Annotated in this window: 18 protein-coding genes; 2 read left to right on the forward strand and 16 right to left on the reverse strand. The window is 47.4% G+C overall.

Annotated features, from left to right (window positions below; translation table 11 throughout):
- Position 1: 1 nt before the first annotated feature.
- The 5 genes from ACT3IB_RS04655 to ACT3IB_RS04675 form a co-directional block, all read right to left on the reverse strand.
- A complete protein-coding gene (locus tag ACT3IB_RS04655; RefSeq protein WP_491537863.1) occupies positions 2 to 298 on the reverse strand; it encodes an NADH-quinone oxidoreductase subunit A in 297 nt (98 codons plus the stop codon).
- 187 nt (positions 299 to 485) lie between these two features.
- Positions 486 to 2,024, reverse strand: a complete 1,539-nt coding sequence (locus ACT3IB_RS04660) for a multicopper oxidase family protein (RefSeq protein WP_491537864.1) — start codon at positions 2,022 to 2,024, stop codon at positions 486 to 488.
- 29 nt (positions 2,025 to 2,053) lie between these two features.
- A complete protein-coding gene (locus ACT3IB_RS04665; RefSeq protein ID WP_221930077.1) occupies positions 2,054 to 2,269 on the reverse strand; it encodes an SHOCT domain-containing protein in 216 nt (71 codons plus the stop codon).
- 138 nt (positions 2,270 to 2,407) lie between these two features.
- Entirely contained in the window at positions 2,408 to 3,166 is a 759-nt protein-coding gene (locus ACT3IB_RS04670; protein ID WP_491537865.1) for a copper resistance protein B, read from the reverse strand.
- Positions 3,167 to 3,230: 64 nt separating this feature from the next.
- Positions 3,231 to 5,033 carry a copper resistance system multicopper oxidase gene (locus ACT3IB_RS04675; protein WP_491537866.1) on the reverse strand — a complete coding sequence of 601 codons (1,803 nt, stop codon included), beginning with the start codon at positions 5,031 to 5,033 and terminating at the stop codon, positions 3,231 to 3,233.
- A gap of 156 nt (positions 5,034 to 5,189) precedes the next feature.
- Between ACT3IB_RS04675 and ACT3IB_RS04680 the strand changes: the two genes are divergently transcribed.
- Together ACT3IB_RS04680 and ACT3IB_RS04685 are read left to right on the forward strand one after the other, a co-directional pair.
- Entirely contained in the window at positions 5,190 to 5,912 is a 723-nt protein-coding gene (locus ACT3IB_RS04680) for a response regulator transcription factor (protein WP_491537867.1), read from the forward strand.
- Positions 5,905 to 7,350 (forward strand): sensor histidine kinase, encoded by a 1,446-nt coding sequence (locus ACT3IB_RS04685; RefSeq protein WP_491537868.1) that lies wholly within the window; start codon positions 5,905 to 5,907, stop codon positions 7,348 to 7,350. The genes ACT3IB_RS04680 and ACT3IB_RS04685 overlap by 8 nt, the downstream gene beginning before the upstream one ends.
- Here the strand turns inward: ACT3IB_RS04685 and ACT3IB_RS04690 are convergent.
- The 11 genes from ACT3IB_RS04690 to ACT3IB_RS04740 all read right to left on the reverse strand — a co-directional run bounded on the left by ACT3IB_RS04690 (position 7,347) and on the right by ACT3IB_RS04740 (position 15,224).
- Entirely contained in the window at positions 7,347 to 7,988 is a 642-nt protein-coding gene (locus tag ACT3IB_RS04690) for a class I SAM-dependent methyltransferase (protein ID WP_491537869.1), read from the reverse strand. The genes ACT3IB_RS04685 and ACT3IB_RS04690 overlap by 4 nt on opposite strands.
- Positions 7,989 to 8,029: 41 nt before the next feature.
- A complete protein-coding gene (locus ACT3IB_RS04695; RefSeq protein ID WP_491537870.1) occupies positions 8,030 to 8,737 on the reverse strand; it encodes a hypothetical protein in 708 nt (235 codons plus the stop codon).
- A 21-nt stretch (positions 8,738 to 8,758) separates the two neighbouring features.
- A complete protein-coding gene (locus tag ACT3IB_RS04700; RefSeq protein ID WP_491537871.1) occupies positions 8,759 to 9,616 on the reverse strand; it encodes a patatin-like phospholipase family protein in 858 nt (285 codons plus the stop codon).
- The gene (locus ACT3IB_RS04705; protein WP_491537872.1) at positions 9,591 to 10,424 is read right to left on the reverse strand and encodes a c-type cytochrome; all 834 of its coding nucleotides are present in this window, start codon (positions 10,422 to 10,424) and stop codon (positions 9,591 to 9,593) included. The genes ACT3IB_RS04700 and ACT3IB_RS04705 overlap by 26 nt, the downstream gene beginning before the upstream one ends.
- Before the next feature lie 106 nt (positions 10,425 to 10,530).
- Entirely contained in the window at positions 10,531 to 10,818 is a 288-nt protein-coding gene (locus ACT3IB_RS04710; RefSeq protein WP_491537873.1) for a glutaredoxin family protein, read from the reverse strand.
- An 8-nt stretch (positions 10,819 to 10,826) separates the two neighbouring features.
- Positions 10,827 to 11,672 carry an ATP cone domain-containing protein gene (locus tag ACT3IB_RS04715; protein ID WP_491537874.1) on the reverse strand — a complete coding sequence of 282 codons (846 nt, stop codon included), beginning with the start codon at positions 11,670 to 11,672 and terminating at the stop codon, positions 10,827 to 10,829.
- 40 nt (positions 11,673 to 11,712) lie between these two features.
- Complete coding sequence (locus ACT3IB_RS04720; RefSeq protein WP_491537875.1) at positions 11,713 to 12,366, reverse strand: methyltransferase family protein; 654 nt, start codon at positions 12,364 to 12,366, stop codon at positions 11,713 to 11,715.
- 51 nt (positions 12,367 to 12,417) lie between these two features.
- The gene (locus tag ACT3IB_RS04725) at positions 12,418 to 13,449 is read right to left on the reverse strand and encodes a type II glyceraldehyde-3-phosphate dehydrogenase (protein WP_142715554.1); all 1,032 of its coding nucleotides are present in this window, start codon (positions 13,447 to 13,449) and stop codon (positions 12,418 to 12,420) included.
- A gap of 18 nt (positions 13,450 to 13,467) precedes the next feature.
- A complete protein-coding gene (locus ACT3IB_RS04730) occupies positions 13,468 to 13,683 on the reverse strand; it encodes an SHOCT domain-containing protein (protein ID WP_142715555.1) in 216 nt (71 codons plus the stop codon).
- A 134-nt stretch (positions 13,684 to 13,817) separates the two neighbouring features.
- Complete coding sequence (locus tag ACT3IB_RS04735) at positions 13,818 to 14,906, reverse strand: site-2 protease family protein (RefSeq protein ID WP_142715556.1); 1,089 nt, start codon at positions 14,904 to 14,906, stop codon at positions 13,818 to 13,820.
- 165 nt (positions 14,907 to 15,071) lie between these two features.
- The gene (locus ACT3IB_RS04740) at positions 15,072 to 15,224 is read right to left on the reverse strand and encodes a hypothetical protein (RefSeq protein WP_185958444.1); all 153 of its coding nucleotides are present in this window, start codon (positions 15,222 to 15,224) and stop codon (positions 15,072 to 15,074) included.
- Between the last annotated feature and the right edge of the window lie 93 nt (positions 15,225 to 15,317).

The following is a 15,317-nucleotide window of genomic DNA, read 5'->3' on the forward strand; positions in this document are numbered from 1 at the left end:
ACTATTGTCGTTTAAGTCCGCTTTGCGTCCAGGTGTAAATGAGTCCCAAAAACAGGATGCCCAGGAAAAAACCCATATCCAGTAGGGCGACAAGTCCCAGTTCCTTGTACACTACCGCCCAGGGATACATATAGGCCATCTCCATATCAAAGGCCAGAAAGAGCAGTGCAAAACCGTAGTAGTGTACGTGGTAGCGATTCCAGGCCGGCTCGGGCGACGGATGGCCGCTCTGGGCCGGCATATCCTTGCCGGGCTCATCCACCGTCTCACCCAGCGAACGCTTGATGAGATAAATCATCCACGCCAGCCCCGCCGTGGCCACCAGCATGCCGAACAGGATGATGTATTGCTGCAGTGGTTGCATTATTTCATTCTTTAATTGTTATGGAACATATTATGATCAGGATTTTTGATTAAAGCAACCCATAAACTTGGTATCAACCTGCCTCAAACATCCTCCGCGACTAAAGGCGCGTCCTTTATTTTTAGGTAATTTCAAAATTCGCCATCATGCCGTTGTCTTCATGCTCCAGGTTGTGGCAGTGAAATACGTACAGGCCTTTGGGGGCATCAAATTTGGTAAGCACGCGCACGGTTTCGCCGGCGCCGACCAGCACGGTATCTTTCCAGCCGCGCTCGTGCGGGGATAGCTCTCCGCCGCTGCGCTCCAGCACGTTAAATTGCGTAGCATGAATATGCATCGGGTGCGGCATCGGCATCATCGTATTATTGGTGAATTCCCATACTTCAAGTGCACCTTGGGGCACTTTCTGGTCCACGCGCATCATCTCAAAAAACTTTCCGTTGATGGCCGGCCCCTGCATCATCTCCATCGTCAGGTTGATACGCCGGCTCCGGTCGGCAGCTGATGCGTCAGGATAGGATCGTTTTGCCAACCTTCCGGGGAGTTCAAACTCCTCCTGCTTTTCTTTTGCGATTCTGAACTCAAGGATATCTGCCTCTCCACCAGATGTGCTGCCTCGACGGTCCCGATCGCCCATCATTCCCTGCATGCCCCTGCGGCTTTGCCGGCCATTCATCATCCCGCCATTTCTGTTTCCATCCATCATATCCATCATTCCGCCACCCCCGTTCTGCGCTTCGGCCTGCATACGCACTTTTTGACCCTTCTCATAACGACTGAAATCGACGAGCAGGTCGGCCCGTTCGCCGGGAGCTAACATAACAGAGGATATCTCATGCGGTTGCTCCAGCAGCCCGCCGTCACCACCAATCACATGAAAAGCGTGTCCATCGCTGAACGAGAAATCCAGAATACGGGCGTTGGACCCGTTGAGCAGCCGCAGCCGGTGCCAGTTTGTGCTTACCTTATGATACGGAGCGGGGCGGCCATTCACCAGCAGCGTATTGCCAAAGAAACCCATCATGCGATCCATCCTGCCGATATTATAGGTTAACTGCCCGCTGCTGTTAAACTGCTTATCCTGCACGATCAGCGGCAGCTCGCGGTCCCCGGAGGGCAAGCCCAACGCCTGCTCCTCGTCGTCTTCCACGATAAAAAAGCCACCCAGTCCCCGATATACCTGCGGACCGGTCAGCTGATCAGGATGCGGGTGATACCAGTAGGTCCCGGCCCGCTGATCGACGTTGAACCGGTAGTTATAGTTTTGGCCGGGCTGGACTGCATCTTTGGGGTGCCCGTCCATGGCGGGCGGCACGATGAGCCCGTGCCAGTGAAGGATGCTTTCCTGGGTAATACGATTTTGAAAATTGATATTCAGCGACTGGCCCCGCTTAATGCGTATCGTCGGACTCGGCAGGGCGCCGTTCAAGGTATAAATATCCGAAGGCGCATCACCGGCCAGCGTTTTTTGAGTGGATTCGGCCACCAGCTCGAAGTCGTTGGCTCGGATCTCTTCCGGAAATACCAGCGGCTGAGTGAACGCATTTTGAGGCAGCACAAAGCCCTCTTTAGCTTCCGAGCTACACGCCAGAAGCGCCGACGGCAGAGTTGCTACTGCGCTGCCGAGGCCAAGATATTTCAGGAATTTTTTGCGATCCATGCCATTTTACTTTTGAAGTTAACCTTTTTTCACTCCAGCAGATCCTTTTTCTTTTCCTTGAATTCTTCTTTGCTGATTTCTCCTTTGGCATACCGCTCTTTTAAAATATCCAGCGCTGATTTCTGTGGCGGTGGCGAACCGGTTGGGGTGGCATAGCGCACCAGCAGTACAATAGCTGCAATGATAATAACCCACCAGAGGATCATCATCCACCAGCCGCCGCCCATTCCGTCAAACATATGCATAAATAGTCACCGTTAGGTTTGTTTTGATTGTCGATTTGGTTCAAGGTTTATAATTAAGGTAAAAATTTCCACTGAATATGGTGTTAAAGAATTATGGCTATTTGTTGTGTTATTTTTATGGCTTAGCCATACAGTCGGTTAAAACCACATGCGTACCCCGCCTACCAGGCCGAGGGTGCTTATTTCCCCGCCTTCGAGACGGGTAAAGTCGGCGGTGTCGCCCAGCTTCCGGTTCCAGGAGATGCCAATATAAGGGGCAAACTCGCGCCGGATTTCGTACCGCAGCCGGAAGCCGAGATCTACGTTGTTAAAACCTGAACCGACGCCCCACTGTTCGACTTCCTGTACGGCCACGCTGGTTTCAAGCCGTGGTTGTCCCCAAAGACGCTGGGTAATTGGAAAATCGTATTCCGCTTCCAGGCTGGCCGATATATCTCCGGCTTCGCTGACAAAAAGGGCACCGTCCACTTCAAACAGGTAGGGGGCCAGTCCCTGCAGGCCGATTACGGCAAAGCCTCTCGACTGGCTGCCATCGGCGTTGTAGGCCACATCGTACCGGATACCCGCCTGCACGTCGAAATAAGCGGAAATGGCTTTGCTGTAGAGCCCCTGAAGCTCCATTTCGCCTTCAGTTTCGGCGGTTAATGCTTCGCCTTCCGCCTTAAACCAAAACTTGTTCAGGTCCTTACCGATATAGCCCTGGGCATCGAGCACCAGTGGGTTTAATCCGCTATTCATATTATACTCAAACCGGTCGGCCATAAGAAAGACATAGGTGTGGTTGTCCATCATGATGTCATTGCTGAATGGCGGGGCTTTTTGTGCCAGGACGGAACTGTGGGTGATTGCAATGATTGCAAAAGTCGTAAGAATGAATGTTGATGCTCGTTTAATCATGGTCATTGTCATGCAAATTTGTATATCAGATAGAATTCGTTCGTAAAGGTTTGGTTACACTTATTCATGTATAATCTTGTCCATAAATGCTGCCGTTTTCATCTTCGACTTGCACCACCCGGAACATGCCTCGTTCCATGTGGTACAGGATGTGGCAGTGGAAGGCCCACCGGCCTTTGTCACGCGGGGTCACCAGGGCAGATATGCGCTGTGCCGGTTGCAGCAGTAATGTGTGCTTGCGCGGGTTATAAATCCCGTTACCGTTTTCCATCTCCATCCACATGCCGTGCAGGTGAATGGGGTGCTCCATCATAGTGTCGTTAACCAGCGTCAGCCGCAGGCGCTCGTTGTGCTTAAACTCGATGGGTCCGTCCACCTCGTGGAACTGCTTGCCGTCAAATGACCACATATAGCGCTCCATATTGCCTGTCAGATGCAGCTCGACTTCGCGCTGGGCCGGGCGTTCGTCGATATTACGCTCCAGGCTTTTAAGATCGTTGTAAATCAGCACTTTACGTCCGTCGTTACCCAAGCCAATACCAGGCTCGCCCATCCGGTTGAACTGGTTTTGTGCGATAGCGGCTGCGCCGGGGCCGTGTTTGTCTGGACCGTGCTTGACGGGGGTCTCCTTCATGGCGGGCATGTGCATATCGCCATGATCCATGTTTCCGTGATCCATCCCCTTCATGCCGTCACCTTCCATGTCCATACCAGCCATACTCATGCCCATGTCTCTCATAGTACGTTTGGGACGGGGTCGAAGTTCGGGGACCGGAGCCGACATGCCTTCGCGCGGTGCAAGTGTGCCCCGGGCATAGCCGCTGCGATCCAGCGATTCGGCAAAAATGGTAAATGGTTTTTCTTCTTTGGGCTCGACGATCACATCATAGGTTTCAGCGATACCGATGCGGAACTCGTCAATAGGTACCGGCTCTACATTTTGCCCATCGGCTTGTACCACCGTCATCTCCAAACCGGGAATGCGGACGTCAAAGGCAGTAGTTCCGGCTGAGGCATTGATGAATCGAAGGCGCACTTTTTCGCCTTTCTTGAACAGGGCATTCCAGTTGGAGTCGGGGCCATGGCCGTTCATCAGATAGGTATAGGTGGCACCGGTGACATCCAGCAGGTCGGTGGCACTCATCCGCATACGGGCCCACGCCAGGTAATCTTTCGTGGCGTCCCCAAAACCTTTCTTCTTTACATCATCAAGGAATTCGCCTACATCCCGGCGCTGGTAATTATAGTACCCCTCCATCTTAACATTTTTTTCGAGCACTTTGTATGGATCTTCAAACGTCCAGTCGGAGAGCACCACCGGATACTCGCGATCATACTCCACCGGATCTTCGCCGGCCGGATCGATGATCATGGGTCCGTAGTGGCCCAGTTGCTCCTGAAGGCCCGAGTGACTGTGATACCAGTAGGTGCCGCTCTGCCGGACCGGGTACCGGTATTCAAATGTTGTCCCCGGTTCAATACCGTCAAAGCTGACCCCCGGCACACCATCCATCTGGAACGGCAGAAGAATTCCGTGCCAGTGAATGGAAGTTGCCTCATCTAATTCGTTGGTAACACGGAGTAACACGTTCTGTCCTTCTTTCAGGCGAATAAGAGGAGCAGGAACGTTGCCGTTAATGCCAATAGCTTCGCCCTGTTTACCATCGACCTTGTGCGGCATCTTGCCGATGGACAGATCAATGACATTATCAGGGCCTTTGGGGGTTAAAACGTCTCGCTTCTCACTGCCGAAACCCGCTAAAGCGTAGCCCGGCAATACCGCACTGGCCCCGGCAAAAGCCGCTAAGGAGCCGGCATAGCGGAGAAAAGTGCGACGGTCCATATTGTTATTGTTGTTGTCACTCATAAATCAGCGTACCTTATTGTTTTTAATTAGCTAAAGCGTCGGTTTCCAAATATCGAACCGAAACATACAAAACGAACCTTAAATTAAGCTTAAAACATTATTGGTCAGTGTCTATTATCTTTAAGTTGTTATTTCATGAAATAGAATTACTTTTTTATGTGGATATTTTTAGTGGAGGATGAAAAGCAGCTGGCCAATAATTTGAAGCGTGGACTGGAAGAGGAAGGTCACGTGGTGGAAGTGATGCACGACGGGGAAGAGGCCGAGCTACAGGGGATGGTCAATGATTACGATATGGTGATTCTGGACTGGCGGCTGCCTAACCGTGATGGCAAACAAATTTTGGAGCATTGGCGTGCAGAAGACCGATCTTTTCCAGTCCTTATGTTAACAGCACTGGGAGACTTGGATCACAAGGTTGCTGGGTTGGATGCCGGGGCCGATGATTATATGGGTAAGCCATTTTCTTTTGAGGAGCTGCTTGCTCGCGTTCGAGCATTAGGACGGCGATCCTCGGAGATGCAGAATAATGAAGCTGTTTCTGCAGGGCCTATTGAACTGGATTCGCGCAAACACTGGGTGAAAGTTTGTGGCATAAAGCGTTCGTTGCGACCTAAGGAGTTTATACTTTTAGAACTTTTGCTCAATGAACCGGAGACCGTCTTTTCCAAAACACAGATTGCCGAGCGGGTCTGGGGATCGGCCTATTACGTCAGTGACAACACGATTGAAGCCACCATCTCTACGCTGCGACAAAAGCTGGCTGAATCGTTTGTGGAATGCGGGGAAGAGTTCCTGGAGGATAATTCAAAGGTCATTGAAACCATACGAGGAGCAGGGTATCGCCTTAATAGCAATTTAACACAGACAGATGAATAGTATAGTGGCGCGTGTTACCTCATTTTTTGACCGACTTTCCATTTCTAAGAAACTGGCATTTTGGTATGGGTTAAGTCTGTTCGTGATGCTCAGCCTGTTTGGGTACTTCTTGTACGAGACGTTTCATAATTCCATTCACCACAACTATGACCGCCACCTCCGGTTTGAGGCGGAACAGTTGATTCCTTACATCCACACCGAAGATTCCCTCTCCATAGATCTTACAGGTTACAGCAGAAATGCTGCACTTGAAAGCGGCGTGGAATACGGAACCTATGTTCGATTGTACAACCAAGAGGACAGCCTGATTTATAAAAGCCCCAACTTTGTGGATGTAAAACAGCCATTGAATACCGGTATTCCCGACAGGCCCGAGGAATATTCCTTTAGCAGTCAGTGGCAGGACCTGCCAGCACGGACGCTGTTTTATCCGATTATGGATGACAGTGGTCAGCTTTGCGGCTGGCTGGAGGTAACCGGTTTTGAGTGGACACTGCATGAAGAGCTGAGCCGGTTCAGGCAATATTTATTGGTCCTGATTGCGATAAGCGTCGCATTTTCCATTCTTGGGGGGTACTGGCTTTCCCGAAGAGCACTTAAACCGGTGACCGCTATTAATGAAGCAGCCAAATCAATTACTGCTACGGATCTGGATAAACGTATCCCCGTAAACTACCAGGTGAAAGATGAACTAACCGATTTGGCCGAGACATTCAATATGATGTTGAACCGACTGCAAAAAGGCTTTGAACGAGAAAAACGCTTTACCTCCGACGCTGCCCATGAACTGATGACACCGCTGTCATCGATGCGCAGTGATGCCGAAATTATGCTCCGAAAACCGCGCTCCAAAGAGGAGTACCAGGAAACTATTGGGCGGATGCTGACTGAAGTACGCAAGATGAGCGAAATGGTGCACCTGCTGCTGCAACTCTCACGGGTGGAGTCAGTGCACCGGTCGAAACCGGACATCGTTAGTATCAGTCGCATTACAGAAGCAGCGGCTGATCAGCACCGGGAAAATGCCCGGGCAAAAAACATCCAAATTCAAACGCAGATTGATCCTGACCTGCAAGTCCGGGCGCATGAAGCTTATATCGAGGAGGTTATCAATAATCTGTTGGAAAATGCCATAAAGTACACGCCGGAAGGGGGCCAGGTGAGGCTGCAATTGCAACGCAGCAGCGGCAAGGCGGTGCTGCACCTGAGCGATACCGGTATTGGTTTTGATGAGGAGTCCAAAAAGCATTTGTTTGAGCGGTTCTACCGGGCTAATCAACGGGATGTTCAAGAAAGTCCAGGCAGTGGATTGGGATTGCCACTCGTAAAAGCCATTATCGAATTGTATGGTGGAAGAATTAGAGCTTACAGCGAAGGAGAGGGGAAAGGAAGTACATTCGTGGTTGAGTTGCCGTTGGCAGATGAAAAGGAAATTTAACGCGGGTTGGTGGCTTTAATCTTTTTAAAAATACCTTTCGCAGTTAAATCCTGAACCTTTTCAATATTCCAACCGGCCTGTTCAACATTAGCTACGGTTTGCCGGGCAATATGAACGCCACTTAAATAATGGATGGGAGCATCCAGTTTTTTCATTAGGCTGGCCATAAAAGGTTGTTCTGCCCTCATGTGTTCGAGCAGATGTAACCGGCCGCCGGGCTTGGTGACGCGCAAGACTTCTTGCAGACCACGCACCGGATCGGGAACCGAACAAAAGACAAAGGTGGCAACCACTTCGTCAAAATGGTTGTCTGGAAAATCCATGTCTTGGGCATCCATCTCTTTAAGGATAACATGGTTTTTTTGTTTTTCCTTCAGCAGTCCTTTTGCCCGTTTCAGCATGCCGGGCGAAAGGTCAATGCCCGTTAGCTGAATATTATCAGGATAGTACGGGATGTTTTTCCCGGTACCCACGCCAATTTCCAGCACTTTTGGTCCGTGAATTTGCTCCCATAGCTTTTGCCGCCACTTTTTGTACCAAAGCTGTTCGACCGGCCACTCCATCAGATTATAAATGACTGATGTAACGTTGTACCGCTTTTTTGTAAATTGGGTTTGTTCAAGATTTGGATTATTCATTCGAATTAAGACCGTGCATTAAATTTGTTTTCCAATTCGGATTATTGTAAACGGATTACAAAATAGCTGCCGTCGTCTTTGCTTTTAAATTTTTGCCATATAATTCCTCGGTCTTTGTCTATAATCTCAATAACGCGATAACCAAATCCTTTCACTTTTATGCCCCACACATAAACGCCGATATCCACGGTCGAATTAATCTGATACTGTTCGGTTCGCAGGGTATCGTTGAGTATTACTTGACGGCCGCTCATAGTAACCTTACTTTTCCCGCCCAAAAATCCCACCAGCCCTTTATCAATATTCAAGGCAAATTCAATAGATTCCATCTCCCATCCGGGCTTGGGAGCCGTTGGGTAAAAAGCATTCGTATCCAACAGGTTGACCTTGATTTCACTGCCTTTCCCGTAATCTGTAAAGGGGAAAACATTTAGCAAAACTTTTTGTTCATCTGGTTGGCAGGTATAAAGGGTTTTGGTGCTGTCTTGTAGCTCCCCTTTAGCATTGTATGAATAAAGTTCAACCGGAAGACGATAGGTATTGGCTTTTTGTTCTATGGAACCGACTATCAGCTTTTGGTACGACTCCAACTCTCCCTCTTTGCTATAGTTACATTTTTTGTACTGGTTTCCGTCAATTTCAAAGAGCAGCATTTGGGTATCCTGTCCGAAACCGGATGACGGAAGTAAAATATACAAACACAAGATAAAGAATAGTTTTGAGCAGTTCGCTGTTTTTTTCTCAGGCATTAATCGAGTATAGTTATTTAGTTATTCAATCGGCAAAGGAACGCATCCATATCCTTGTTCCAGGGCTCGTTTAGAAAATTGGTATGCTTCTTCAATAATCATTTCAGTCTTGCTAAAATCAAGCACGCTGGTCAGGTGGGTATTAATGCAGAGATCCAAGAGATAAAGCTCCGTATTGGCAGCAATTTTTTGAATATCGTTTCTAAGTTTTTGGTGTTGGCTGACCTGGGCCGTGCGTATTATCATATTAAACAATCCATTTACGGTATTGCTGAACTGGTGCCGGCAATCACTTAACATGCAGTAAATAGTATCAGATCCCATGTTATAGGCTTTATCAATGGGGATATTATTGGTAATCCCTCCATCAACCATTTGATTGCCATTTATAATTTGCGGAGGAAAATATACTGGCAGGGCACAACTGGCTAGTAGGGCAGGTAGTAATTTACCGTTATCAATATAGGTGGAACCAGCTTTTTGAAGGTCGGTTGCTACTACGGTCAGCGGGATATCGAGTTCTTCAAAAGAATCGACTGGGAGATTCCTTTTCAGGAAATGTTTTATGCCTGTGGGCTTAAACAAACTTGAAGCATTGCCCCATTTCCATAGAAGCTCTGGGTTGAATCGGTAAAGTTTTTGTTCTGAAATCCCTTTCCATAGTTCTTTTAATTGACTTATATCCAATCCAGAGGCAATGAAAGCTCCGTTAATAGCCCCGATTGACGTGCCGATAATGAAATCCGGCTTTACTCCCTGTTCTACCATTGCTTGATAGAAACCAATTTCAGCAGCCCCTTGGGCCCCACCACCGCAGAGAACAAGTGCCGTTTTATTAGACTCGGCATGCATATTATTGGTTGCTTTGTTCTTGTACATTCAACTCTTCTGCATTCCAAGAAGTCATACGATCACTGTAGGTATTGCTAATTCGGATGATGTCTTCTTGGGAAATATTTGAATGATCACCTTCGCTTTCATCTCTTAGATAATTCAGAATGGCAGCCATTTCCGCTGCACTGAGTCGCGCTTTAAAAGAAGGCATGTTCCCTTGGTAAGATTGCCCGTTGACTTCGATTTTCCCCGAAAGTCCATGAAGCAGAATGCGAATAGGTACGGATTTGTCACCGGTAACCCACTCAGAATCTACCAAGGGAGGGAAGACGTTGCCAACACCTTCGGCATTGTTTCCATGGCAGGAAGCACAATTTTGAGCAAAAAGGGATTCACCGTTAAGCAATGAAGGGTCTCCCTCTTCATTGAAGGGGACTTCCGATGTTTCATCTGTGCTGGGGGTCATTTGTCTCATCTTGCCGTATCCCTCCGAGAGTCGCTTGTTCATATCCGCCATCGATTGCTGTCCCATTTCTTGGTGCATCTTTGCCATTCGATCATGCATGCTCATCATCTGGTTGTACCATTCACCTGTCATGTTGTTCTGCATATGCATGCCCATCCCTTCCGCCATCATCTTATCGCCCTGCATGTGTCGATCCATGTGCATGCTCATCATTTGGCGGTGATTGCCATCCATCTCGCTGTGCATCTGTTGCATTTGGGTGTAGAGGGATTGCAGCTCCCCGGGCAGGGTATCAGAATTTGTTTCATACTCTGCCATTAATGATTTGTAGGTAGTCTGCAATGAATCATAGGCGACCTCAAGCTGCTCACGTTGTTGCTCAGTCATGTAATTGGATTGGTCCCTATGACAGGAGGACAAAACCAGTAACAGCCCTGCAATCACAAAGACAAAATGTATTTTTCTCAAGTTAAACATTGGCTTACTTTCTTTTTTAACCTTCAAGGGTTTTTGGATTGTAAAATATTCTTTTCAATTCCTTGTAGTTTGGTTTCTCATAAAGTAATTCGTCAATTTCGAGTACGGGTAATATCAAAGGGTTTCCAAGAGATGAAATTAACGTTTGAGCTTTTTTAGAATCTAACTCTAAATTAACAAAAGTGAATGACCACTGCCGTTCGCGAAGAAAATTAACCATATTTTGCAAATAGGTACACCATTCTTTGCAGTAAATGATTATGGTAGGGTTTCTTTCGACGTGATTATCATCTGAGTATTTCATTTAGGTACTTAATTTTTATTGATATTACAGATATCCTGAGCTTCCTTCAATACTTGGTTCTTCTTGCGATTGTCCAGTCCTATACTTGTTAGGATCTTATCGTTCTCACATAACTGTTGGCAAAAAATGATATCTTGCTGAAGCAACTGCTGTTTATCTTTTTTACTGAGAGTTGAAAGACAAGTAATGGGATGGAGATTCACTTGGCTAATAAGATCTTTAAGCCCATTATTCTGGGGATAATCCCAACTTAATAGTTTAAGACCGATACAATTCCCATACTGCAGGGCATCTTTGGTAAATCGGGTATTGGTAACCACCCAACCCTGGTGTTGTTTATCTTCGTGACCGGGTTGATTGCTCCAGTTTCTTTCCACATCCTGGAATCGTGATTGAATGTAAAGGGGGACTTTTACATTACATTTATGCCCTTTTCGGTTGTGAAATTTGCATTCTATCATGAAATGCTTGTTATCCTTCTCAGCGATCACATCAATTTCATGGGAAACGCAATTACCATTTACAGTAACTCCTGTTTCAGTTTGGTAGCCTAACCTTTTAAGTAGTTCGCCAACAAACTTTTCAAAGGGGTAACCAGTAGGTCCCAGCTCCAATAATGCTTCTTTTAACTTATAACGTCCTGCTGAACGATCGGAATGTTTTCTGAGCAGTCGAAAAGCTCTTTTATAGATCTCCTGTGTGGAAATGCCATCATAGAGTATCTCACTGATGGCATTTGCAATTCGATCAATAATTTGTTGGTCAGCACCTGCGCTTTTAAGTGAACGGCGAAGTTTATTTTCATCAAATGGTTCTTTTTCTCCGGAAGCTTTGGTGACTGTGATTGGTGCCATACTTTAGACCATTATTGGATTGGAATAACTATAAATTTGATTAGCCCGTATTATTGGACCGTTGAATAAACTGTTTCCATTTACCTTTCACCGGAAGGAAGGCCGGTACCTTCCGCTTGTATTCGAGGTATTCTTCCCCAAATTCTTCAATTACTTTCTTCTCTTCTCTTTGGGCAAGCAGAACATATGCAATAACGATAACCGGAAACAGGCCCACGGAAAATATAGTGGGCCAGTGAATGACACCCTCTCCAAAAAGCCCGATAAACAATCCGGTGTATTGGGGATGTCTGACCAAGCTGTATAATCCGTCGGTTGCCAGCCTGTTTTCCTGCTTGGCATGGTAAAGCTGACGCCAGCCCTGGATAAAAATTCCGAAGCCAATAAAAAGCAGGGTATAACCTATAATCATTGAGATCATCATGCCGGTCTGACCCATGCCTAATAATGTGGACCAGAGATTGGCATCTACAGACCCACTGTCAATTCCCAGGAATCGCGCCATCAAATAAATAGTAAGGGGAAAGCCATACATCTCTGCATACAATGCAATGATAAAGCCTTGAATTAAACCAGCTCCCACCCACTCCCGCCAGGATTTGGGTGCCAGATACTTGTATAATAGCCAGGAAGCAATAACGATAACAAAAATTGCTATCACCCAGGCCCCCGAATGTTCTATTCCTCTTTCCATATTATTATTCCGTTTTGTTTTAATGTATGTTGGTAAAGTAACAGGGTCTGTCTAAAAGAACCTTTGTGTAATACCCAGCGACCGGTTTGTCTTTTCAATGGATTTGTTGGGATCGGGTTCAATTCCGGTAAGCGCCCGGATCGCATCAATGGTTTCGGGAATGACAATGGCCTGGTTATCAACCAGGTAGGCGTAGTACAGCTCATCGCCTTCCACCTTGAGCATATCCTCCCAGATGGCTACTTCGTACATATCACCGTGAGGACGGCCTATATCCAGCATTAATTCTTTCACAGCATTATTTGCTGATAATTCATTATCCATGCGTATAAAAGCGATTCGGGAAGAAGTGCCTAAAGCTTCCAACACGTCCTCTTTGGATGCTTCCCGGGTCAATTGAACAGTCCAGTAGTGCAGGTGAGAAAGTGTTTGGGGTACTTTTACCGCTGCGGTTACAACATCCAGCTCGGGATCCACGCTTTGGGCATCGGGGCCTTGGTGGCTGGGAATTTCCGGTTCAGGAACCAGCGTATTCATGATGCCGTTTTTGTGGCTCTCCCACGGATCAGTAGCTCTGCGGAGCAGGGTACCACGTGCTTTGTTAAGCAGTCCCGCCCGTTTTAATGCGCTCAGGGTCCGTACGATGGAGGTAGTGTTGCAAGATACCACACGGGTTGCATCCCTTCCCAGGGCGGTTGCATAATTATTTTCGGCGCCAAAGGAATGGCCGGTCGTTTGATGTTTTTCTCCTCCTTGTACGATATATTTTACCCCGGCAAGTTTATATCGCTCAGCATTTTGAGCGCCGAATTTTTTGGGAGCGCAATCCACCACCAGGTCAGCGAGATCAAGCAGGTCGTCAAGATCACCGGCTACCGGAATACCCTCCTTGTTCATCGCCTTGCGGCCTTCCTCCGTGTTGGCAAACACGGCATATCCTTTGGCAGCAGCCGACTTTATTCTCCAGTCGGCGACTATATCGCCGATGCCCACCAGCTCCATATCTTCTTGCAGGGTTACTGCTTCCGCCACCCGTTTTCCGATGACGCCATATCCGTTTACGGCTACGTTAATCTTTTCCATAATAGTATTCCTTTTATGTTATTTGTTTTGCTTTAAAATCTGTTTTCGTTCTTCAAACTCTTCGCGTTCAATTTCCCCGCGGGCAAATCGTTTTTTTAGAATATCCAAGGCATCCTCTTTCGGTTCTGTTCGGGGCCGGTAGGGAATGATATCGAAGACTACCAGCAGGATGATGGCTATCATAATAAGCCACCAGATCCAGTGCATGCCTATAAAATGATGATCGTAAAACATGGTGCTAAGGTATTATGTTACTGTTGAATATATGCTGTGCCATTATTTGTCAGCTGTAGCAAGGTGCTGTCTGTAAAATAAAGCCCGTGCCTTAAAACAAGCTTAAATTGGCGTAGTTCTCACTGCTTTGGCAATTATTCTTCGATATGGGCGGACAGCGTTTGTCGTGCCCGCATGATATCGTTCAGGTTATGATCTGTTATAACGCCTAATAACTTCCCTTCCTCAACCACCGGGTAGATAGATTGCCCCTCGACCTGAGTGGCGGAAAGCAACTCCAGTAAAGTGATGTCAGGTGGAATGGTTTGGACGTCTTCCCGGATAATTTCGACTACCGGACGATCAGATTTGCCTTCCTGTAACGCTTTGATAATCGATGCATGGGAGATCAGGCCCTCAAACCGGTCGCCATTGGTAACGACTACCTCTGAAGCCGGGCTTTCAAGCATCGCTGAAGCGGCCTGGGCCACCGTGGCGGTGAGCGTGACGCCCGGATAGTTGCCCTTAATGATATCTTTAGCCGTCAGATGCTTCACAGATTCCGCCATCGAAACCTGACGGGCTTCTGCACCGGCCCCCAGGAATATGAAAATTCCGATAAACAGCAGAAACGGATTGTAGAAGAGGCCGATGAGAACAAAACCGATAGCCAGCAGTTGCCCGATAGAAGCAGCGATCCGGGTGGCGCGATCCCTTCTTAACTTGAAAGCCAGCAATGCCCGGAGCACGCGCCCGCCGTCCATCGGAAAGGCCGGTATCAGGTTAAACAGAACCAAAATAATATTGATCACCAGCAAATCGGCCAGGAAATTACTGCCGGTTATATGATGACCCAGTTCCATATCAGACTGTCCCAGAAGCAGCATGATCATATATAATCCGATGGCAATGGCCACATTGACCGCCGGTCCGGCAATCGCTACCACTAGCTCTTCTTTGGGATTTTCGGGCATGCGTTCCAGCCGGGCCACCCCGCCAATAGGAAGCAGGTTTATATCCCGGGTCCCGATCCCATACCGACGAGCGGCCAGGGCATGGCCGAACTCATGGAGAGTGACGCACCCGAAAAGGGCTGCGAGAAAAATGAGTCCCATGATTATTTCAAAAAGCCCGTGCCCCTGTTGCAGGTGCATCCAGGAGAGCCAGATAACCAGCAGGATGAAAGTCCAGTGAATAAAGACCTTGATACCTGCAGGTTTTCCGATATAAAGTGACCATTTCATGGCAGTGTTCTTTCGATTGGTGGTTATTTATTGAATAAAAAGGGGCCTTTAAAATACCTTTGTTTGGACCTCCCCAAACCCTCCTAATCCCGAGGATTCGGGACAAGAGGGGTTTGTGAGGAAGTATTTCAAAGCGTCCTGAAAATAAGTGTCTGTTTCAAAGTGTTACCCGCGTATATGATGGTACCTATTCATCTTATATGCATTCGGATGATTTTTGGTCTCTACTCTTACCGGAACTTCCTGCAGCTGAGCGTTATCCAATAGCTCGCCAAGTTTATCCGCAAGATTTCGAAGCAGGCTTTTTAGTATTTCCATAATAATAATTATTGATTGAATTAACGGATGTCATGTTCTTTTGTATAACATACGAGGGTATTGCTGAAATAAAGCTTAAACTGGAAGGCGTTC

The sequence above is a fragment of the Fodinibius sp. GM21 genome (assembly GCF_058386955.1).